Genomic DNA, 19,253 nt, shown 5'->3' on the forward strand with positions numbered 1-19,253 from the left:
GGCGCCGTTTAGACCCCCGCGTTGTAGACGTCGAGCCCGAAACGGTTCAGTCCCGGGGTTCCCGCATAGCCCAGGTATGGCAGGCCAAAGCTGTCTTCGATACTGGCCAGCAGGCTGTAGTGGTTGTAGGGGGTGGTGGACCACGTTCCACCCTTCGTGAAGGGTGAGATCACGAGGGAGCCGACGCGGCCACCGCCCGGGCCGGTGATGCCAGGCTCGGGGGTGTTGGGCCCGGCGGTTGCGGCGCAGCAGGCAGTGGCGTCGGACTGCGGCCCGTCGGATTCGTCAAACGTGATCACCAGGACGCCGTCCTCCTGGAAGGCCGGGGACGACGTAATGACAGGTACCCATTGCTTCAGCCATTCGTCCGCGCTTGCCAGGCCGCCGGGTTGTCCGTCCACGCAGGGGGTGTCGTGGCCGTCATGACACAGGTTTGGGGTGATCATCGACAGGTTCGCGGTGGTGGCTACCGAGGTGAGGTCCTTCGTCAGGGCGGTGAGGTCGACGTCGTTCTTGGCGCAGTCCGGGGAGCCGGTGATCCCTGCGAAGTAGACAAAGGGGTTGTGGCGGGCCGCGTACTGGTCGCCGACCCTGGCCTTCTGCGTGTCATCCACCGCGCCGAGGGCCGGGTGGCGGCACGGCGTTCCCATGTCTTCCATGTACCCCTTCCACGTCTTGCCGGCGGCGGTGAGCTGCCCGGCGACGGTGGGCACCGTGTCTGGGAAGACGCAGCCGTCCCCGACGGCCTGGCCTTGGCTGGCCGTTCCTGCTTCCGCGAAGGGAGAGTAGGTCTGGCAATCGGCCTGCATCTGGGGGTTGGGGCCCTGACCGGAAATCTGGGCGACGTAGTTCGGCTGTGAATTGTGAGCCGTGCCGTAGTACTGATTGAGCAGCACGCCCTGGCTGCGCAGCGTCTGCGAGAGATACGGTGCGGCCGACGCCGGGCCCCAAGTCTCGTCGTAGCCCTTGTTTTCGAGGTTGATCACGAAGATGTGCTTTGCGCCGGGCAGGTAGCCCTGGCCCGCGGTGGTTGCGGCCGGCGCGGCCGCATTGGCTGGCGTGGCCGCCGTGACGGCCGAAGGGCCGTAGCTGAGCGCCGCGGCGGCCAGCACGAGCAGCGCGGCGGAGGCAAAGCGCTTCAGGGTGCGGCGGCTCGCGCGCCGTTGCCGTGCGGCGCGTGCGGCGGGGGCTGTTTGGGTAGTGGGGTTCACGGGAGATTCCATCCGTCGGCGAGTGCTTTTTCTTTGAGTCCAGACCATTCCTCGGCCGGTGGTGGTCCCACGGGAGTGCAGGCGGGGCCGGCCACGAACGGCGGGACAAAGTATTTGGGAGCGGCCAGGTTTGCCGGCCTGCTGAAGTCCAGGACTTCGGCGATGTTGCGGGCTGCCCGGTCGCGCGGGGTCAAGGGCGGCAGGTTCCATCGCCATTCGATGGCCTTGAGGACCGAGGTGTGGTCGTAGACGTCGTGGGCAACGTACCGGCGTCGTGCGCGGGGTGAGACCACCACGGAGGGAACCCGGAAACCGCGCAGGGCGGTTTCCGGGTTGGTGTCCGGTGCGGTGGCTGGCGCGACGTGGTCGTAGAAGCCGCCCCACTCGTCGTAGTTGATGACCAGCAGGGTGTTCGCCCAGGCCGGCCCGGTGGTGACGGCGTTGTACACCTCTGCGAGGAAGAGCTCGCCGGAGCGGATATCGGCGTGCGGGTGGTCGTCGCCGGAGGTCCCGGAGCCTTCGTCGGTGAACCGCGGGTCCACAAAGGACACCGCGGGCAGGGTCCCTGCGGAGCAGTCGGTGAGGAATTCGGAGTAGTGGTGCGAAATGCCCTGATACTTGGCGCCCCAGAGCGCGGTGAAGGGGATGTCGCCGTAGTAGTACTTGCCGGAAACGCCGGCGGCGGCAAGCCGGTCCCAGATGGTGGGCAGCGTGGACGTCACCGTGGAGTTGTGCAGCCGGTCGGTGGCGGCGGCGTGCTGGTAGAACCGGTTCGGGTAGGTTTCGGCCATGGTGGCCGCGAAATACTGGTCGCAGACCGTCCAGTCCGGACCGGCCTGCCGCCAGAAGTCGAGGTCGGCGGCGTTGTAGTACCCGACGGCGAATTCGTCGTTTTCGCCGGCCCGCAACCAGCCGTTGTTCTTGCCGTTGTTGTACTGGATCCGGCCGCCTTCGTAGGAGTGGTCCGGATCCGGGTGGCCACAGCCCTGGAAGTCTGCCAGGTGGTGCGTGGTGTGCGGAATACCGTAGCGGTCCGTGAAGGTCAGGCCGGCCTGGGCGCCGTCAGCTCCGGGGAGCCAGCCCAGGAAGTGGTCAAAGGAACGGTTTTCCATCATCACGACGATGATGTGGTCGATGCCCGATGCGGCGGCCGGGGGCAGGACGGCCGTGGCGGCCTCCGCCGCGCGCCAGCTGGTGCCGGCAGCTAGCGCGGTAGCCGTGGCCGTTCCGGCAGTGGTCAGGAACGTGCGTCTGGAGAAGTTCACGCCCAGCAGTAGATCACGGCAAGATTACGATAAGCCTGCTTTCGATACCCGGTTCACCGTTTGTTCACCCGGTGTTCTTGACAGCGGGATGGCCCGCTACGGAGCGGCGGGTCCCGAACCGTTTCCGGACGCCTCCTGGCCGTATTCGGCCGTGATCAGGATGGGAAGGTGGTCCGAGGCGCCGCGGGGCAGTGTCTCCACGCTTTCGATCTCCAGCCCCTGGGAGGTGGCGAAGTCGAAGTGGCCCTTGAAGACCTTGTAGCGGGTGTAGGTCCGGCGGTCGCTCATGGTGAGGTCGTAGCCGGCGTCCTTCATCTGCGCTGTGAGGGATTTGGTGAAGAACGGATAGTTGAAGTCACCCACCATCAGTGACATCAGCCCGCCGCCCATGCTGAGCAGCTCGGCGTGGGCGGCATGGATCTGGTTCCGCCGCAACGAGTTCGACGCCGTCAGCGGTGCGGCGTGGAAGGAGGCGATGACGAGCTCGTGGTCGGTCTCGTTGTCCGTGACACGCGTTCCGATGAGCCGCTCATGCGCGGGTGCCAGGACGCGGTCGTGGAGGGACTTCTTCAAAGCGAAGGTCTTGGTGTCGTAAGCGGTGAAGCGGTCCTTGCGGTAGTAAATCGCCAGGCCCAGCCGGTTCCCCCGGGTGGCGTCGGCCAGGTGGAGGTTGCCGATGGTGGCCGGCAGGTCCTCGGTATCGCACTCCTGGAGGCACAAAGCGTCAATCTCGAAATCGCGGGCCAGATCGACCAGCTCGCCACTGGCCTTGTGCTTGCGGAGGTTGTAGCTAATGACTCGGATCAGGAGAGCACCCCTTCGGATGATAGTTGCGAACGCTGTGATCGAGTCTACCCAGTCCGGCTGGCCGAACGCTGAATATTGAGCGCATCAGGGACCCCGTGGCCTCCCGGCGAGGCGTTCGGCGATAGGGTGGTCTGGAATTCTCCGATGGAAGCTGCGAAAGGTCGACGTTGACTGCTGAACTGCCTGTTCTGGCCGAGGGCGATTTCTACTATGAGGCGCTGGGGGACGGGCGTTTCCGCTCCACAATCCACGCTCAGGGTGCCTGGAACGTGCACGAGCAGCACATGGCCCCGGCATCCGGGATCATGGCCGACTGCCTGGCCAGGCACGAGCCGCGCGAGGACATGCGCATGGCCCGTCTCAGCTACGAAATCCTCGGGCTGATCCCCGGCGGGGACTTCGAGGTGGTGACCTCCACCCTGCGCCCGGGCCGGACCATCGAACTGGTGCAGGCCGAGCTCGTCGCGGGTGGCCGCACGGCCATCCGCGCCACGGCCTGGCGGATGATCACCACGGACACCTCTGCCATCGCGGCTTTCGAGGATCCCCGGATCCCCGCCCCTGAGGACTGCGAACCGTACGACGCCGCGAGCGTGTGGCCCGGCGGCTACATCGCGTCCCTGCACATGCGGATCGCCGAGGGCCACCGGGCGGGGTCCGGGACGGTGTGGCTCCGCACCGACCATCCGCTGACCGACCGGGCGGACAGCGGCGACCTCGCCCGGCTGATTGGCCTCGTGGACACGGCCAACGGCATTGCCGCCCGGGTCCCGCCGGGCAAGGGCAGCTACGCCTTCCCCAACCTGGACCTGCAGATCCACATGTACCGGCAGCCGGAGGGGGAGTGGCTGGGGCTGGATAACGAAGTATCGTTCGGCACCGACGGGATCGGGCTGACCTCCACGGTGCTGCATGACCTCACCGGACCGTTCGGCCGCGCCGAACAGATCCTGACGCTGCGAAAGTCCTAGTTCGTCCGGGAGATTCCTAGTTCGTGTGGAAGACGACCCAGCCGGCCAGCGTGGCCAGGCCCGTCAAAGCCGCACCCCAGAGGATGTCGACCACGATCAGCTGCCACGGCCAGGTCTTGAGGGTGGCGGCATTGGTCAGATCGTAGGTGGCGTAGCCAAACACGCCCAGGGCGGCACCGTAGCCGACGGCGGTGAGCCAACTGCCGCCGTCGAGCGCGGGCCGCAGGGCAAAGAACACGATCCCGGCAATGTAGATCACGTAGAACACCACCGCGTACCCTAGATTGGGCTTGTCGGCCAGCAGGCCACCAATCTGGCGGCGGTAGAACGGGTTCATCGTCTTGAGCCAGATGGCGTCGATGATGGCGAACGCGGCGGCTACGACGAGGAATTGCAGGATGACCATAAGGGAGCATAACAACATGCCGCAGGCGCCAGCCGGACCCCGGACACTGTCGGTGGTGCGGCAGGAGGAATCGCTCGGCGCCGCCGCCGACCTCGACTTCGCGCTCGGGCTCCTCCAGAAGGTCAAGACCGGTGCACTGGGTCCCACCCTCCGGCTCTACCGGCCCGTTCCCACGGTCGCCTTCGGGCAGCGCGACACGCACCTGACCGGCTTCGAGGCCGCCGCCGCCGCCTGCCGCGAACACGGCTTCGAGCCTCTGGTCCGCAAGGCCGGCGGCCGCGCCGCCGCGTACCACCAAGGAACGCTGGTCATCGACCACCTGGAACCCGACACCGACGCGATCGCCGGGGCCAAAGGCCGGTTTTCGCTGTTTGGCGAACTGCTCGCCCGGGCGCTGCGCGACGCCGGCGTGGACGCCGGCGTCGGAGAGATCCCGGGCGAATACTGCCCCGGCGAGTTCAGCGTGCACGGCCGGGACCCGCAGGTCCCGGAACACCTCATCAAACTCGTGGGCACCGCCCAGCGGGTGGTCGCCGGCGGCTGGCTCTTCAGCTCCGTGATCGTGGTGGAGAATTCCGCCCCGATCCGCTCAGTCCTGGAGGCCAGCTACGCCGCGCTCGGCCTGGAATGGGACCCGGCGACGGCGGGCGCCGCCGATGACCTCGTGCCGGGCCTCGACGTCAACGCCGTCGAAGCCGCCGTGGTTGCCGCCTACGGCCGCTACGCCGCGCTCAGTGATGCGGAGTTCTCGAGCCTGCGCTAGGCGCGGTCCTCAACCGGACCGGCCCCGGACCGGGGAGCAACAGGTGGGAGCAGGCCGCCCAGGTTGCGGTACTTCGCCAGCCGCCGGGGGAGTAGCTCGGCGATTCCTGCACTGGCGAGGGTACCGAGTTCGTACTCGATGGCCTGGCCCAGCCGCCGGCAGAAGGCCTTCGGTTCGTCGGCGGCGTCGGGGCATTCATCCACGATGTGCTCCACGAGTCCGTTGGCGTGCAGCGATGCCACGTTGACACCCTGGGCTTCCGACATGGCCGGCGCGAAGCCGGTGCTCCGGTGGACGATGGCGCTGGCGCCCTCGGGCGGGAGGGGAGACAACCAGGCATGCTGGGCCGCGATGGTCCGGTCCGCGGGCAGGAGGGCCAGTGCGCCGCCGCCGGCACCCTGGCCGAGCAAGACCGACACCGTGGGCGCGTTCAGTCCGATGAGGTCATGCAGGGAACGGGCGATCTCGCCGGCCAGGCCGCCTTCCTCGGCCTCCGGGGACAGCGCCGCGCCGGCGGTGTCGATCACGGTGACAAGAGGCAGCCCGAGTTCTTCGGCCAGGCGCATGCCGCGCCGGGCCTCCCGGAGGGACGCCGGGCCCATCGCCGTCTGCCGGGAAGGCCGGGGCCGGGTGTGGCCGATGACCACACAGGATTGATGGCCGAAGCGGGCCAGCGCGAGCTGAAGGCCGGGGTCCTTTTCGCCCTGGCCCGTGCCGTTGAGAGGCAAGACATCCCGGGCACCGTGCGCGAGTAGTTGGCGCACATCCGGCCGGCGGGGATTGCGGGAGATCCTGATCGATTCCCAGGCGCCGGCGTCGGACGGCTTCACCGACAGCGTCGCGGGAGGCACCACCCGCGGCTGCGGGCCGGCGGTCACAATGCTCAAGGCGCGGTCGACGACGTCGGGCAGTTGCCCGGGCGGGACCACCGCGTCGATCAGACCCTTGTCGAAGAGGTTTTCGGCCCTCTGGACGCCCTCCGGGAACGGTTCGCCGCGGAGGGCCTCGTAGACCCGTGGTCCAAGGAAACCGAGCAGGGCTCCGGGCTCGGCGGCCGTGATGTGGCCAAGGGATCCCCAGGACGCCATGACGCCACCGGTGGTGGGATGCCGCAGGTAGACCAAGTAGGGCAGCCCCGCCTGCCGGTGGGCGCGGACGGCCGCGCTGATCTTCACCATGGACAGGAACGCGATGGTCCCTTCTTGCATGCGGGTGCCGCCGGACGCCGGGCCCGCGAGGAGAGGAAGGCCTTCGCGGGTGGCCCGTTCGACGGCGTTGACGATCCGTTGCGCCGCGGCGAGGCCGATGGAGCCCGCGAGGAACCGGAATTCGCTGACGATGACGGCGACCCGGCGCCCGCGGATGAGGCCCTCGCCGGTGAGGACGGATTCGTCCACTCCGGTCTTGGCCCGGGCGACGGCGAGTTCCTGCCGGTACTCCGGCCCGGGATCGGGGTCCACGACCGGCGCGTCCCAGCTCCGATAGGAACCCGGGTCGAGGACCGCGGCGAGGAGTTCGGCGGCGTCCAGGTGCCGGACTCTCTGTTGGGTCAGCATGCCGGGTGACCTTCCTGTGCCGTGCCGGATTCTGTGGCCGTGCCGCCACTGCTCGCCGGCACCAGCCCAAGCCATGTACGGATCCGTTCACCGTCCTGGCCCAGCAGCGGCGGTGCAGTGTGGGCCTTCAGGGTGGTTTCGGTAGTGTCGGCGGGGCCGAAGAACCGCAGCGGGGGACCGGGCAGGCTCACTGTGCCGAGGACTTTGTGTTCGACGTCGATCACGAGCCCCTGCGAGCGGACCTGGTCCCATTCGTAGACCTCGTCCAGGGTTCTGACCTTGCCGGCCGGGATGCCGGCGGCGTTGAGTTTGGCGAGCAGCGGCTCGGCGTCGTAATCCGAGAACATGCGCTCCACTTCCTCGATGACTTTCCCGCGGTTGCGAACGCGGTCCGCGTTGGTGGCGAACTCCGGCCGCGCGGCGTCGATCCCGAACTCGGCAGCGAACGTGCGCCAGAGTTTTTCGCTGCCCACGCTGATCTGGACCCGGCCCTGCCGGCAGTGGAACAAGCCGTAGGGGGCGATGGAGGGGTGGTGGTTGCCCTGGGCCCTGGGAACCTCGCCGGCCACGGTGGACCTGGTGCCCTGGAAGGCGTGGACCCCGATCAGCGCCGCCAGCAGCGAGGTGCGGACGATCTGGCCCTGGCCGGTGCGTTCGCGCTGCAGCAGCGCGGCCAGGGTGCCGAACGCCCCGTACATGCCGGCGAGGAGGTCTGCGATGGGGACCCCGACGCGCTGCGGATCGTCCGGCCCGGACCCGGTCAGCGACATCAGGCCGGCCTCGCCCTGCAGGATCTGGTCGTAGCCGCTGCGCCGGGATTCCGGGCCGTCGTGCCCGAACCCGGTGATAGACAGGACCACCAGCGCCGGATTCAGGGCATGCATCTCCGCAGCGGAGAACCCGAGCCGGTCCAGGACGCCGGGACGGAAGTTTTCGATGACAACATCGGCGCGCTCCAGCAGTTCACGCAGGACTGACCGGCCGTCGTCGCTCTTCAAATCCAGGGCAATGGACTCCTTGTTGCGGTTGCAGGACAGGAAGTACGTGGCCTGGGGATCGTCCTCGGGGCCCACGAACGGCGGGCCCCAGCCGCGGGTGTCGTCTCCGGTGCCGGGGTTTTCCACCTTGAACACCCGCGCGCCGAGATCTGCCAGCATCATGCCGGCGTGCGGGCCGGCGAGGGCGCGGCTCAGGTCCACCACGAGATAACCGGTCAGGGGACCGTGGTCGCGCGGCATGGGTTCAGAAGTCATGAGGTGGGCTCCGGATCTGGCGATGATTAGATTACTGGCTTAGTGGCCTAGCCTCCTAGACACTAGGTGTCTTTGTCAATAGTTCTCCGGTACTCTTAGAAGTCAGGACAGGCTGGAAGGACGCGCATGGCAAAGCAGGCAGCAACGCATCAGATTTCCCGCGTTTCACGGCCGCGGCTCTACGAACAGCTGGTAGAGCAGATCATGGATTTCATCGAGGCCGCCCAGCTGGGTCCTGGCGACACGCTGCCTGCCGAGCGGGACCTTGCCGAGCGGCTGGGGGTTTCGCGGGCAACGCTGGCGCAGGCCCTCGTGGCCCTGGAAGTGCTCGGCGTGATCGACGTCCAGCACGGCACAGGTGCAGTGCTGGTTTACCGGCCCAACGTTCCTTCGGTGATCAAGGGCCTCCGCGAGCACCGCAGCCGGCTCCCCGAGATCGTTGAGGCGCGCAGCACGCTCGAGGTCAAGCTGGCCGAGCTGGCCGCCTCACGGCGCACCGGGCAGGATATGAAGGCCATCGATCAGGCCCTCGAGGCCATGGCGGAAGAAGTCGCCACCGGAGACCGCGGTGCACGCGGCGACGAGCTCTTTCACCAGGCGGTGACCGCCGCCGCGCATTCGGCCGTGCTGGCCCAATTGATGACATTCATTGCCGGAATGGTCCTGGAAACGCGCCTCGAATCGCTTGGACAGCCCGGCCGTCCGGAGCAGTCGCTCGCCTCCCACCGCAAGATCGCCGATGCGATCAGGTCCCAGGATTCGGCCGCCGCCGCGGCGGCAATGCTGGAGCACATTGACCTTGTCTCCGATGTGGCACTGCTGAAACACGGCTGAACCGGTATGACTGCGGACCATTCTTTCGCACCGCCGTGCGGTCCCGTTACCGGATGGCGCGACGGCGCCGTCGTGCGTGCCACCGGCATTCCGTACGCCACGGCGCGCCGTTTTCAGCCGCCGGCGCCGGCCTCCGACTGGACGGACGTGCTCACGGCAACGTCCCTGTCCCCGGCGTGCCCGCAGGCCCCGGTGCCCTTCCTGGACGACGTGCTGGGCACCCGCTACGGCGAACTCCCCGGCGACGAGCATTGCCAGCACCTGTCGATCACCCTGCCCGCCGACGTCGGGGACGGCGAACGGCTGCCGGTCATGGTGTGGCTGCACGGCGGGTCCTACACGTCCGGCTCGGGGGACCTGGCGATTTTCGACCCGGCCGTGCTGGTTGCCGAAACCCGCGTCATCGTCGTCTCGGTGACCTACCGGCTGGGCATCTTCGGATATTTGTCCACCAGCACCGGCCGGCCGGCCAATCTGGGCCTGCTGGACCAGATCGAGGCGTTCCGCTGGGTCCAGCGCAACATCACATCCTTTGGAGGCGATCCGGGCAGGGTCACCGCCTTCGGGCAGTCGGCCGGCGGCGACGCCGTCGCACATCTCATGGCGACGCCGGACGCGGCGTCTCTCTTCCAGCGGGCCATCATCCAAAGCGCACCTTTGGGGATTACCCGCGGGCGGGAAAAGATGAGCGCCGCCATGGGCGCCGCCGCGGAAGCCGTCACCGACTCCACCCCGGCGATGGAGGTCGTCGCCCTCGAGGAGGATGTGGCCCGGGCTGCCAGCAAATTCGGGCTCATGGCTGCCATGCCGTTCGGAACCCAGTACGGGCACGCGCCCCTGCCGAAGGAGTCCGAGGTTGACCAGGCCTGGAATGCTGCCGCGCCGGGGATCGACATCCTCATTGGCCACACGGCGGAGGAGGCCCGGCTGTTCCTGCCCCAAAGCCCACGCCTCAGCCGGGTGGCGCGGCTTCCCGTCGTCGGCAGCGCCGTGCTCAAGGCCGTCACGTGGGTGGTCACCGAAGTGGTGTACGGCAAGTCAGCCAGACAGTTTGCCAGGCGGCATGTGCGCGCGGGCGGACGGGCCCACAGCTACGTGCTGTCCTGGCGGGCGCCCGGCAACATTTACGGCGCCGCACACACGGTTGACCTGCCGCTGCTGTTCGGCCACCAGCGGACATGGGAGTCCGCCGGACTCCTGGCCGGTGCGACCTGGGACGAGGTCAACGCCCACGGCCGGGCGATGCGGGCACTCTGGGCAAAATTCGCGTACGGGGAGAGCCTGGGAACCCGGGGAGAGATTCCCGGCTCGCTCCGGTACCGCGCCGTCCGAACGTAGGCCGGGCGTTGACGCCGCCGGGCCTGTTCAGCGGTCGATGCCCGTGCTGAGGCTGAGCCCGCGCCATTGGTCCAGTTCCGTACGCTGTGCGTCGGCGACGGCGGCAAAGGCGTCGAAAGCGTCTTTGCCGAGCACCATGAGCGAGGGCGGGTTGGCGCTGTCGACGACTGCCAGGATGGCTTCTGCGGCCTTGGCCGGGTCGCCTGGCTGGGTGCCGTGGACTGTGTCGTTCTCCTTGCGTCGCTTCCCGGCCGTCTCCGCATAGTCCGGAATCGCCGTCGCCGACTGGGTGAGTGAGCGGCCGGCGAAGTCGGTCCGGAACGCGCCGGGCTCGATCACGGTGACCTTGATGCCGAGGGGCTGCAGTTCCTTGTGGAGGGACCCGGACAGGCCCTCCAGGGCCGCCTTGGTTGCCGAGTAGTAGCCGGACCCGGCCGGTGAGATGCGTGCTCCGATGGAGGTGATGTTCAGGATGTTCCCTGCCCTTCTCGCGCGCATGTCCGGGAGGGCCGCTTTGATCATGTCGACGGCGCCGAAGACGTTCGTGTCGAACAACTGCCGGATGTCGGCGTCGTCCGCTTCCTCCACCGCGGCGCGGTAGCCGTAGCCGGCATTGTTGACCAGCACGTCGATGCCGCCGAAGCGCGTCCGGGCCTGCTCAACTACGGAGCTGATCTGTGCCTTGTCGGTGACGTCGAGGGGAAGGGCCAGTGCGGTGTCCGGGAATTCGGCCGCGATGTCCTCCAGGGTGGCGACGTTTCGTGCCGTGACGACGGCGTTGTGGCCGTGCGCGAGCACTGCCTGGGCGAGGGCGCGGCCGAGTCCGGTCGAGCATCCTGTGATGAGCCAAGTGGACATTGGGTCTTCCTTTCATTTCTCCGGAACCGGAGCATGGAGGCGGTCCGCGTGGGGCCGCCAGGGGTTCCTATACAGAACACCGCAGAATCGGCACGTTTGGGAGTGGCTGTTGATACAGGTAGTGACAGACCCCCTCGGGACCGGCCGGCCCGGGGTGGCAGCGCCCCTATGTCAGGGCGACGGCCATCACCCAAAGCAGTGCGAAGGCCCCGACGGCGATCATCGGGCGGTTCCATTTACTCTTCACTGTTCCGTCGGAGGACTGGAGTCCGGAGGTGCGGGCGTCCTGCCAGGCCTTGGCGATCTCGTCACGGCCGGTGGCCACCACGGGACGGCCCGACGCCGAGCGGTGCGTTCTGTACTGCAGCGCAGAGTCCGTCCTGTGAGCCTTCGGTTGATTCAGGTTCGCGTCCGGTGCTTTCAATGGTCCCCCTCCATGCCCCGAGCAGTCGTCGGGACAAGAGGAACCTACATCAATCGGCCTTCTGCGGCTGCGTCGCGTCCTGCCTGAGTGCTGGCGACAATGTCCGGTTTCGGGACGGACGTGCCGTGTTCAACAGCGTCGATCCACTCACCGGTGGTCAGGACGGAGGCGAAGCGCGACTGCAGAACCACGAGCACGGCGCTGTGCAGCTGTTCGGCGCCCAGTGATCCCGCGTGGTTGGACATGGCTAGAGTTCCTGTGGCGTCGGAGAGGAACTCGACCTTCAGTCCACGGTGTGCCGCGTCCCGGGCGGTTGATTCGTCGCAGTTCTGCGTCATGTATCCGGCGATCACGACCGTGTCGATGTCACGCTCAGCGAGCCATTCCGCGAGATCTGTGTCGGCGAAGCAGGAGGGAAGGGTCTTTTCGATCAGGTGGTCATGGCTACGGCTGCTGACGACGGGATGCAAGGCGAATCCGTGGCTGCCGCGGGCGAAAATTGGCGATGTTTCCGGCGCAGTTTGCTGGACCGCAATGACAGGAATGCCTGCTTCCGTAGCGGCGTCGATGGCTTTGCCGATGTTGGCCAGGCTCACTTCCGGGTCGGGGAAACCGATCGGCAGGTTTCCGGAGATGTATTCGTTCTGCACGTCGATGACGAGAAGGGCGCGGTTCACGGAGGCTCCTTGAATGTGCGTGGTCGAGCGGGCGAGAGGCATCCCGGCGTTGCGATCCTAACCTCTTTCCGTGCGGGAGAGTCCCTCCCGCGCGCCGCACGGCACCGGTGAACTCAGTTGGTAGATTCGCGAGCATGACCACTTCGGATATCAGCGTCAGGGCCGCGACCGAAGACGACGCCGCACGGCTGGCAGAGATTCACGTTGCGGCATGGCGGGCCACGTACCGTGGCGTCATGACCGATCAGTATCTTGATGGCCTCGACGTCGGACGCGCGGCGTCTGCGTGGCGCCGCAATATTCGCGAGCCCCGCGAGGGGACTATGCACCTCGTGGTCCAAGACGGCAATGAGGTGACGGGATTCGCCATTGTCGGTCCCGCCGTCGGAGGCCCGGCAGCGGGCACCGGTCAGCTCCACGCGATCAATGTGCATCCGGACTGGTGGGCGCAGGGCGCAGGGTCCGCCTTGTTTGCAGCCGCCGAACAGCAGTTGATCGAACTCGGCTATGAGCGGGCAGTTCTCTGGGTGGCGAAGAGCAACGACAGGGCCATCAGCTTCTACAACAACCGTCGCTGGCTCCACGACGGAGCGACCCTGGAAGACACCAGTTTCGATCCTCCCGTGTCAGAGAACCGCCACAGCCGGACCTTCCCTCGGGCGCGGTAACCGGCTCATTCATTCGTGGCAGGCTTCGGCAACGATCAGGGCACGAATCCGGCACAACCGTGTCCCCGGGCTGTTGTTCCGCCGAGAATGACCGGATGGCATTCTCTCTGAAGTACCGTGGCCGGCGGTTCACGACCGCTGCGCTGATGGGTGCCCTGTTGCTGCTTGCCCCGATTTCGGGTTGCTCTTCGGCGGCAGGCGGGGAGCCGCCGTGTTTCCCGCCCGCCTATTCGCTGACCCCCGCGGAAGCCACGCCGGGGGACAAAGTCACCGTGGCGGCGCCGGACGCCGACTGCAATCCCCGCTACGGTTTGAACGCACGAATCCAGGTGACCGTGACCGATGCCTCGGGTGCGGAAGTGGTCAAAGCTACAACGGAAATGAACGACGCCGGCGGGTTCTCCTACACATTTGTCGTACCTCTTCGGGCGGTGGCCGGAGATGCGGTGGTCACCGCCGTGCCTTACAACATTGACTGGTGCGATGACACCGGCAGGAACAACCGCGTGGCGGCCTCAAGGGATGTCCTGCCGGAGCGGGTGTCGTGCGTGATTCCCATGCAGCCCCTGGCTATCACGCGCTGAAGCGCTTTCCTCGGCGGTGTGACGCGGTCGGCGGCCTAGTTCCCGATATCCCTGGTGAGGATCTTAAATCTTACGCCGCGGCCTGGGCCCTGTCCGAATGCCAGAGCGAACCAGAGCTTGGCGAAGTCATCGACGAGGCCCGGTAGACGCGGGCGTCCGGTGCGTGGTCGCTGATCAGCGCGATGCTGCTCATGGCCGTGCCGCCGGTGTTGTTGGTGGCGTCAATGACCATCTTGTGGTCAAGCGCGGCGGCCATTGCCCGTACGGCGTGTTCCATGGCGGCGCCGTTGATGGCCAGCAGGACGACGTCTGAGGAGGCGATCGCGTCGTTGATGGTGTCGCGGGCAGCGCCGATGCCGTTGGCGAAGTCGGCGAGGTTGGCGTCGTCGGGGGTGCGGACGCCGAAGACCACCGGGTAGCCGGCTTCGGTCCAGCGGCGGGCACGAGTGCGTCCCATGATGCCGGCGCCGACGACGGCGATTTTGGGCTGGATCAAGAGAATTCTCGATTCTGCAACACCGACGCGGGGCCGCAGCCAAAGCCGGGTCAGCCGGCCCTACCGGACCGTGCCGTCGCCGGCGGGCCCGTCAGGGGCGAGGACGCCGTCGATGTCCACCGGGAGGTGGGACGGGCCGCGCAGGAACGGACTCGGCCGGTACGGGGGCGGGTCGGAGACCAGGCGCGGGCTCTCCAGCCTGGTGGCGAAGGCGGTGAGGGCGATTTGCGCTTCCAGCCGGGCCAGGGGCGCCCCGAAGCAGAGATGAACGCCGCCGCCAAAGCCGAGGTGTTGGTTGTTGTGCCGGTCCGGGATGAAGAGGCCGGGATCAGCCACGTGGGCGGGGTCCCGGTTGCCCGCGGCCAGGACCAGGGTGAGGGAAGCGCCGGCCGGGATGGTGGTGCCGGCGATGTCGATGTCATCGAGGGCCGTTCTGAACGGGACGAAATGTACGGGCGGCTCGTAGCGAAGCAGCTCCTCGACCATCGGGATGGCCATGCCGGGATCATCACGCAACCTCTGGAGCTCGGCCGGGTGGCGCAGCAACGTCAGTGCGCCGTTGGAGATGAGGTTCACGGTGGTTTCATGTCCCGCGATGAGCAGGAGAAGCCCGGTGCCCACCAGTTGTTCGTCCGGCATGCGGCCTTCCGGGCCGTCATCGGTGACCATCGCCGACAGCAAGTCATTCCCCGGAGCGCGCCGGTGGGCGTCGACCAGCTCTTCCATGAACGCGCGCAGTTCCTTGCCGGCCTCAATCCGTTTCTTTTGCTGTGTTTCGGGATCCAGGCCGGGATCCGTCGATTGCAGGGCAACGTCCACCCAGACCCGGAAGCGCTGTTCATCCCCCGGGGGCACTCCCAGAAGTTCGCAGATCACCGTGACGGGCAGCGGATACGCCAGGTCATCGACGACGTCGATCCGGCTGCGGGCCGCCATGTTGTCGATGAGGTCAGTCACAATTTCCGTCATCCGCGCCTCCATCCCCGCCACCCTGCCCGGCGTCGTGGGTGGTCCGAAATGTCGCATGGTGATCCGCCGGAACTTGTCGTGATCCGGAGGATCCATGCTGAGGAACGTTGGCGTCATGCCCGGCCCGTCCCCTTCCCCGTCCTCACCGGCGGCGGCGCGCATCGCAGCGGCCGCCGGGTTGCGCTCAATGTCGGAACTGACCCGCGGATCGTGCAGCAGGGCGGCAATCTCCGCGTAGGTGCTCACGAGGTAGCTTCCGTCCGGAAGCCGTGTCACCGGGGTCTTGCGGAGCTCTTCGTAGAAGGGGTAGGGGTTGGCCCGGTTGGAGTAGTCGAGGATCTGCTCCCATGTGCTGGGCTGGGACATGGCGAAGGCTCCTTGGGTCGTGGGGCCGGTGGCTGCCGGTCTCCTGGGCGGCGCTCTACGGGACGCGGCGGTCAGTCAGCCTGGCGCGTCGCTCATTGGGATAGTGGCCGGTTACGACGACGGTCGCGTCCTGGGTGGGGTTGGCGGCGGCCGGGAATCCGGCGGGCACCGGCCGGGCTTCGGCCGGCTCGTCAACGTGGCGGAACGTGGGCGGGAAAGGCGCCGCCTGCTCGATCAGCGGTTCGTAGAATTCCAGCCATTTGTTCTGGTTGAAGGCCACCGCAGCCACGATGCGTCCCTTGTAGCCGTAGACGGCCAGGAACCGCCGCAACGCGACCGATCCCTGTACGATGGCGACCTCGTCCGCAACCGAAGGCACGCCCACGCTCTTGATTTCGGTGCCGAACTGGACGGACCAGAATTTCGGCACGGCAAGGTGCGGCCAGCGTTCGGTCTCGCCGCTGACCATATTGTGTGCTGCAACTTCGGCCTGGGAGATTGCGTTGCCCCAGTGCTCGACGGCGAGGAACTGGTAGCCGAACATCGGCTGCGGGGCGCGGGATGCGTCACCGGCGACGAAGACATCGTCGGTGACCAGCCCGTTGACGTCGAAAGCGCGGCAGCCGGCGTCGCACGCGACGCCCCACGGGCCGCTGGCCAAGCCGGAACCGGCGAGCCATTCGGCGTTACGGACGGCCCCGAGCGCGGTGACGGCCACGTCCACGTCCAGTGCTGTGCCATCGGACAGGTGGGCGCGGCACAGCTGTCCGGTCGCGTCGCCTTCGAGCGAAACCACCCTGACGCCGCAGCGCAGATCCACGCCGTTCTCTTCCTGCAGCTCTCCGGCGATTGCGCCGATGACACCGCCGAGCGCCGCGCCGAGCGGTGCCGGACCCGCCTCCGCCACAGTGACCGACAGGCCGAGTTCGCGGCACACCGAAGCGACTTCGCAACCGATGAACCCGGCGCCAATGACCAAGACCCGACGAGGGCGGCCGGCCAGGAGCTTCCGAAGCGTGGCCGCATCCTCCCGGGTCCGCAAGGTCAGGACTCCTGCCAGCGCCGCCTCCGCTGCGTTGGGCCAGGACCGGGCCCGCACCCCGGTGGCGATCAACAGCTTGTCGAACCCGATCCGGCTACCGTCGGCGAGCTGCACCTGTCGTGCGGCCAGATCCAGTCCTGTGGCGGCGACGCCCAGACGCCAGTCGACGTCGAGTGCCCGGCGGCGTGGCAGCGACGTGTCTTCGGACCGTACCGCACCGGCCAGGACCTGTTTCGACAGCGGCGGCCGGTCATACGGCTCGTGTGTTTCCTCGCCGATCAGGGTCAGCGAACCTGTGAACCCCTCCTCGCGCAGCCGTTCCGCTGCGCGCAGGCCGGTCAGTGACGCGCCCACGACGACGATCCTTCCGGATCGTTTGAAGCTGCCCCCGTTGCCTCCGCTAGCGGCTGCCGCACCCGGGGATTCTGTCGGAGGTTGCGAACTCGCCGGCTCCTCAAGCTGGTCGAGCCGGATGGCCTGTACGGGACAGGCGGCCGCAGCCCGCCGGATCCGTGTTCGCTGCACCTCGTCAGGGGCCGGGTCGTACGTGAGTGCCTCGTCCCCCTGGATCGTGAAGACGTCCGGGGCGAGGAAGGCACACTGCGCGTAACCCTGGCATTTAGTGAGATCGACGACGAGCCTCATGCCGAACTTCTCCCTGTTTCGTCAAGCCAATCGAGTCTAAGCCTCGCGGGCCGGCCGCGGAAGAGGCCTGCGGCCGGCTGCAGCGAGGCCCTGGCGGGCCTTATTCGTAGCGGAGGGCGTCGATCGGGTTTTGCCGCGCTGCCCGCCACGCCGGGAGGGTTCCGGCGATGAAGGCGATGACCATGACCAGGAGGATGACGCCGGCAACGGAGCCGGGAGCGAAGGCGAGGATGTGGAGGCCCTCCAGATCGCTGAGGGGCCCGCGGGCCAGGGCGCCGCTCACCGCGGTGCCGAGCCCGATTGCGGCGGCGGAGCCGATGGCGCTTCCGAGGAAGCCGATGAATGCCGCTTCGGTGCTGAAGAGCGCGAAGACGGATCCGCTGCCCATGCCCATGGCTTTCATGAGGCCGATTTCCCGGGTGCGTTCCTGCACGGACATCAGCAGGGTGTTCACGATCCCGAAGCCTGCGGCCACCAGGGCGATGACGGCGAAGGCGTCCAGGACGCCGATGATCCCGTTGATGACGGTTTTGACCGTGCCGATCCGGTCATCGAGGGTCTGGGCGGTGTAGCCGGCTGCGGCGAGCTTGCCCTTCATGTCGTTGACCTGGGCGGCGGAGGACGGTGCGAAACTGGCTGTCACGTTCGCCCAGACGGACTTTGATGCGGCAGGCGCGCCGGTTCCCTGGGCATCGGCGAGGGCCGTTGAGAGGGACTTGTTGATGAAAGCGCCGCCGCCGCCGAGCAGTGCGCTCTGTTCAACGCCGGTGATCCGGGCGGTGATGGAGTGCATGATTCCGGTCGCGTCGGTGATGCCGATCGTGGCGTCCTGACCGACGGCCTGGTTATTGTCGGCAAAGCCAAGCGGGGCCACGTAGCTGGCGGGAAGGATCAGCTGCGGCTGGGCTGCGGAATCGTCCAGGGGAGCGCCCGCCGCGAGCTGCGGCTGCGCCCCGGCAAGGGGGCTGACCGACAGCTGGTACTTGTCGTGGTCGTTCCATTGGATGAAGTCCGGGCTGAGCCGGGTCACCGGGGTGACGCCTGTGATACCAGGGATGGCGCCGATCGCGTCCAGATCGGCCTGGCCCAGGGCCAGCTGGGTTGAACCCGGCCTGCCGCCGGCCGCAAGGACTTTCGTAGTGGCGTCGTATTTTTTCGGTCCCGAGGCGGGATTGCCGCTCGTGTCAGTTTTGGCGACCGTGAAGGAATTGCTGGAGCCGACGGCGGCGATCTGGCTGTCGATGTAATTGGAGATGCCGGTGCCAAGACCGTTGGTAATGGTCAGGGTGAACGCTCCGACGAAGATCGCCAGGATGGTCAGCAGCGTGCGCAACTTGCTGCGGAAGCTGTTCGCCATGGCGGTCTTCAGGATTTCGAGCGGGTTCATGCCGCGTGCTCCTCGTCGGTGTTGATCAGCAGGCCGTCACGGATATAGAGACGGCGGTTGAAGCGGGCGGCAAGGTCGTGGTCGTGGGTGACGGTGATCAGGGTGATGCCGTGGTTGGAATTGAGGTCGAACAGGATGTCCTCGACGATGCGCCCGGTGGCCGTGTCCAGGTTCCCGGTGGGCTCGTCCGCGAACAGGACCTGGGGACTATTGATCAGGGCACGGGCGATCACGACCCGCTGTTTCTGGCCGCCGGAGAGGTTGCCGGCCTTGTTGCGGGCCTTGTCGGCCAGTTCGAGCTGTTCCAGGACGGCCATCCCGCGGGCGCGCCGCTCCCGGCTGCCGACGCCGGCAATCTTGAGGGGGAGGACGACGTTCTCCAGCACGCTGGAACCCGGGTTGAGGAAGAACTGCTGGAAGACGAAGCCGAACATCGTGTTCCGCAGCGCGCTGAGCCTCCGCCCGCTCAGGGTCTTCGCGTCAGTCCCGTCGACGTGGACCTGCCCGCCGCCGGGGGTGTCCAGGAGTGCGAGGATGTGCATCAGCGTTGATTTGCCGGAGCCGCTCTTACCCACGATCGCCACGGAATCGCCGCGGTCGATCTCCAGGGAGACGCCTTTGAGGGCGTCGAAACGGTCGGGCCCGCGCCCGTAGGTCTTGGTGAGGTCTTGGGCGGCCAGAATTGGCACAGGCATGGGGTTCCAATCAGGAGGTGGGACTGCATAAAGGTCAG

20 protein-coding genes are annotated in these 19,253 nt (G+C 67.3%); 6 read left to right on the forward strand and 14 right to left on the reverse strand.

The window, feature by feature from the left end; genetic code table 11:
- Nucleotides 1-8: 8 nt before the first annotated feature.
- The 3 genes from ACVWZ7_RS20135 to ACVWZ7_RS20145 all read right to left on the reverse strand — a co-directional run bounded on the left by ACVWZ7_RS20135 (nucleotide 9) and on the right by ACVWZ7_RS20145 (nucleotide 3,280).
- Nucleotides 9-1,211, reverse strand: a complete 1,203-nt coding sequence (locus ACVWZ7_RS20135; protein ID WP_456508901.1) for an alkaline phosphatase family protein — start codon at nucleotides 1,209-1,211, stop codon at nucleotides 9-11.
- Nucleotides 1,208-2,476, reverse strand: coding sequence for an alkaline phosphatase family protein (locus ACVWZ7_RS20140; RefSeq protein WP_344367570.1), 1,269 nt, complete (start codon nucleotides 2,474-2,476; stop codon nucleotides 1,208-1,210). Before ACVWZ7_RS20140 ends, ACVWZ7_RS20135 begins: the two co-directional genes overlap by 4 nt.
- A 96-nt stretch (nucleotides 2,477-2,572) precedes the next feature.
- Nucleotides 2,573-3,280: an endonuclease/exonuclease/phosphatase family protein gene (locus ACVWZ7_RS20145; protein ID WP_116768287.1), complete on the reverse strand. Its 708-nt coding sequence runs from the start codon at nucleotides 3,278-3,280 to the stop codon at nucleotides 2,573-2,575.
- Between the two features lie 170 nt (nucleotides 3,281-3,450).
- On the opposite strand from ACVWZ7_RS20145, the gene ACVWZ7_RS20150 reads away from it, so the two are divergent.
- Entirely contained in the window at nucleotides 3,451-4,254 is an 804-nt protein-coding gene (locus ACVWZ7_RS20150) for a thioesterase family protein (RefSeq protein ID WP_456508902.1), read from the forward strand.
- A 16-nt stretch (nucleotides 4,255-4,270) separates the two neighbouring features.
- On the opposite strand, the gene ACVWZ7_RS20155 is transcribed toward ACVWZ7_RS20150, so the two are convergent.
- Complete coding sequence (locus tag ACVWZ7_RS20155) at nucleotides 4,271-4,660, reverse strand: DUF2177 family protein (protein WP_456508903.1); 390 nt, start codon at nucleotides 4,658-4,660, stop codon at nucleotides 4,271-4,273.
- Nucleotides 4,661-4,676: 16 nt separating this feature from the next.
- On the opposite strand from ACVWZ7_RS20155, the gene ACVWZ7_RS20160 reads away from it, so the two are divergent.
- Nucleotides 4,677-5,423 carry a lipoate--protein ligase family protein gene (locus tag ACVWZ7_RS20160; RefSeq protein WP_456508904.1) on the forward strand — a complete coding sequence of 249 codons (747 nt, stop codon included), beginning with the start codon at nucleotides 4,677-4,679 and terminating at the stop codon, nucleotides 5,421-5,423.
- Here the strand turns inward: ACVWZ7_RS20160 and ACVWZ7_RS20165 are convergent.
- Together ACVWZ7_RS20165 and ACVWZ7_RS20170 are read right to left on the reverse strand one after the other, a co-directional pair.
- Nucleotides 5,420-6,979, reverse strand: a complete 1,560-nt coding sequence (locus tag ACVWZ7_RS20165; RefSeq protein ID WP_456508905.1) for a carboxyl transferase domain-containing protein — start codon at nucleotides 6,977-6,979, stop codon at nucleotides 5,420-5,422. The genes ACVWZ7_RS20160 and ACVWZ7_RS20165 overlap by 4 nt on opposite strands.
- Nucleotides 6,973-8,232, reverse strand: a complete 1,260-nt coding sequence (locus ACVWZ7_RS20170) for a CaiB/BaiF CoA transferase family protein (protein ID WP_456508906.1) — start codon at nucleotides 8,230-8,232, stop codon at nucleotides 6,973-6,975. The genes ACVWZ7_RS20165 and ACVWZ7_RS20170 overlap by 7 nt, the downstream gene beginning before the upstream one ends.
- A 126-nt stretch (nucleotides 8,233-8,358) precedes the next feature.
- On the opposite strand from ACVWZ7_RS20170, the gene ACVWZ7_RS20175 reads away from it, so the two are divergent.
- Entirely contained in the window at nucleotides 8,359-9,066 is a 708-nt protein-coding gene (locus ACVWZ7_RS20175; protein ID WP_456508907.1) for a FadR/GntR family transcriptional regulator, read from the forward strand.
- Nucleotides 9,067-9,072: 6 nt separating this feature from the next.
- Nucleotides 9,073-10,404, forward strand: a complete 1,332-nt coding sequence (locus ACVWZ7_RS20180) for a carboxylesterase family protein (RefSeq protein WP_456508908.1) — start codon at nucleotides 9,073-9,075, stop codon at nucleotides 10,402-10,404.
- A 27-nt stretch (nucleotides 10,405-10,431) separates the two neighbouring features.
- Here the strand turns inward: ACVWZ7_RS20180 and ACVWZ7_RS20185 are convergent, their stop codons facing one another.
- The 3 genes from ACVWZ7_RS20185 to ACVWZ7_RS20195 all read right to left on the reverse strand — a co-directional run bounded on the left by ACVWZ7_RS20185 (nucleotide 10,432) and on the right by ACVWZ7_RS20195 (nucleotide 12,363).
- Nucleotides 10,432-11,262, reverse strand: a complete 831-nt coding sequence (locus ACVWZ7_RS20185) for an oxidoreductase (protein ID WP_456508909.1) — start codon at nucleotides 11,260-11,262, stop codon at nucleotides 10,432-10,434.
- A 166-nt stretch (nucleotides 11,263-11,428) separates the two neighbouring features.
- Nucleotides 11,429-11,686, reverse strand: coding sequence for a hypothetical protein (locus ACVWZ7_RS20190; protein ID WP_456508910.1), 258 nt, complete (start codon nucleotides 11,684-11,686; stop codon nucleotides 11,429-11,431).
- 44 nt (nucleotides 11,687-11,730) lie between these two features.
- On the reverse strand, nucleotides 11,731-12,363 hold the full coding sequence (locus ACVWZ7_RS20195; RefSeq protein ID WP_456508911.1) for a cysteine hydrolase family protein: 633 nt from the start codon (nucleotides 12,361-12,363) through the stop codon (nucleotides 11,731-11,733).
- A gap of 134 nt (nucleotides 12,364-12,497) precedes the next feature.
- Between ACVWZ7_RS20195 and ACVWZ7_RS20200 the strand changes: the two genes are divergently transcribed.
- Both ACVWZ7_RS20200 and ACVWZ7_RS20205 read left to right on the forward strand, forming a co-directional pair.
- Nucleotides 12,498-13,031 carry an N-acetyltransferase family protein gene (locus ACVWZ7_RS20200; protein WP_456508912.1) on the forward strand — a complete coding sequence of 178 codons (534 nt, stop codon included), beginning with the start codon at nucleotides 12,498-12,500 and terminating at the stop codon, nucleotides 13,029-13,031.
- Between the two features lie 95 nt (nucleotides 13,032-13,126).
- Nucleotides 13,127-13,615, forward strand: a complete 489-nt coding sequence (locus ACVWZ7_RS20205; protein ID WP_456508913.1) for a hypothetical protein — start codon at nucleotides 13,127-13,129, stop codon at nucleotides 13,613-13,615.
- A gap of 70 nt (nucleotides 13,616-13,685) precedes the next feature.
- On the opposite strand, the gene ACVWZ7_RS20210 is transcribed toward ACVWZ7_RS20205, so the two are convergent.
- The 5 genes from ACVWZ7_RS20210 to ACVWZ7_RS20230 form a co-directional block, all read right to left on the reverse strand.
- Nucleotides 13,686-14,111 carry an NAD(P)-binding domain-containing protein gene (locus ACVWZ7_RS20210; protein ID WP_456508914.1) on the reverse strand — a complete coding sequence of 142 codons (426 nt, stop codon included), beginning with the start codon at nucleotides 14,109-14,111 and terminating at the stop codon, nucleotides 13,686-13,688.
- Between the two features lie 60 nt (nucleotides 14,112-14,171).
- Nucleotides 14,172-15,446 carry a cytochrome P450 gene (locus ACVWZ7_RS20215; protein ID WP_456508915.1) on the reverse strand — a complete coding sequence of 425 codons (1,275 nt, stop codon included), beginning with the start codon at nucleotides 15,444-15,446 and terminating at the stop codon, nucleotides 14,172-14,174.
- Nucleotides 15,447-15,501: 55 nt separating this feature from the next.
- Complete coding sequence (locus ACVWZ7_RS20220) at nucleotides 15,502-17,133, reverse strand: FAD-dependent oxidoreductase (RefSeq protein WP_456508916.1); 1,632 nt, start codon at nucleotides 17,131-17,133, stop codon at nucleotides 15,502-15,504.
- 100 nt (nucleotides 17,134-17,233) lie between these two features.
- A complete protein-coding gene (locus ACVWZ7_RS20225) occupies nucleotides 17,234-18,520 on the reverse strand; it encodes an ABC transporter permease (protein ID WP_456508917.1) in 1,287 nt (428 codons plus the stop codon).
- Nucleotides 18,517-19,215 (reverse strand): ABC transporter ATP-binding protein, encoded by a 699-nt coding sequence (locus ACVWZ7_RS20230; protein ID WP_456508918.1) that lies wholly within the window; start codon nucleotides 19,213-19,215, stop codon nucleotides 18,517-18,519. The genes ACVWZ7_RS20225 and ACVWZ7_RS20230 overlap by 4 nt, the downstream gene beginning before the upstream one ends.
- Nucleotides 19,216-19,253 lie beyond the last annotated feature (38 nt).

It is taken from the genome of Arthrobacter sp. TE12232 (genome assembly GCF_054062615.1).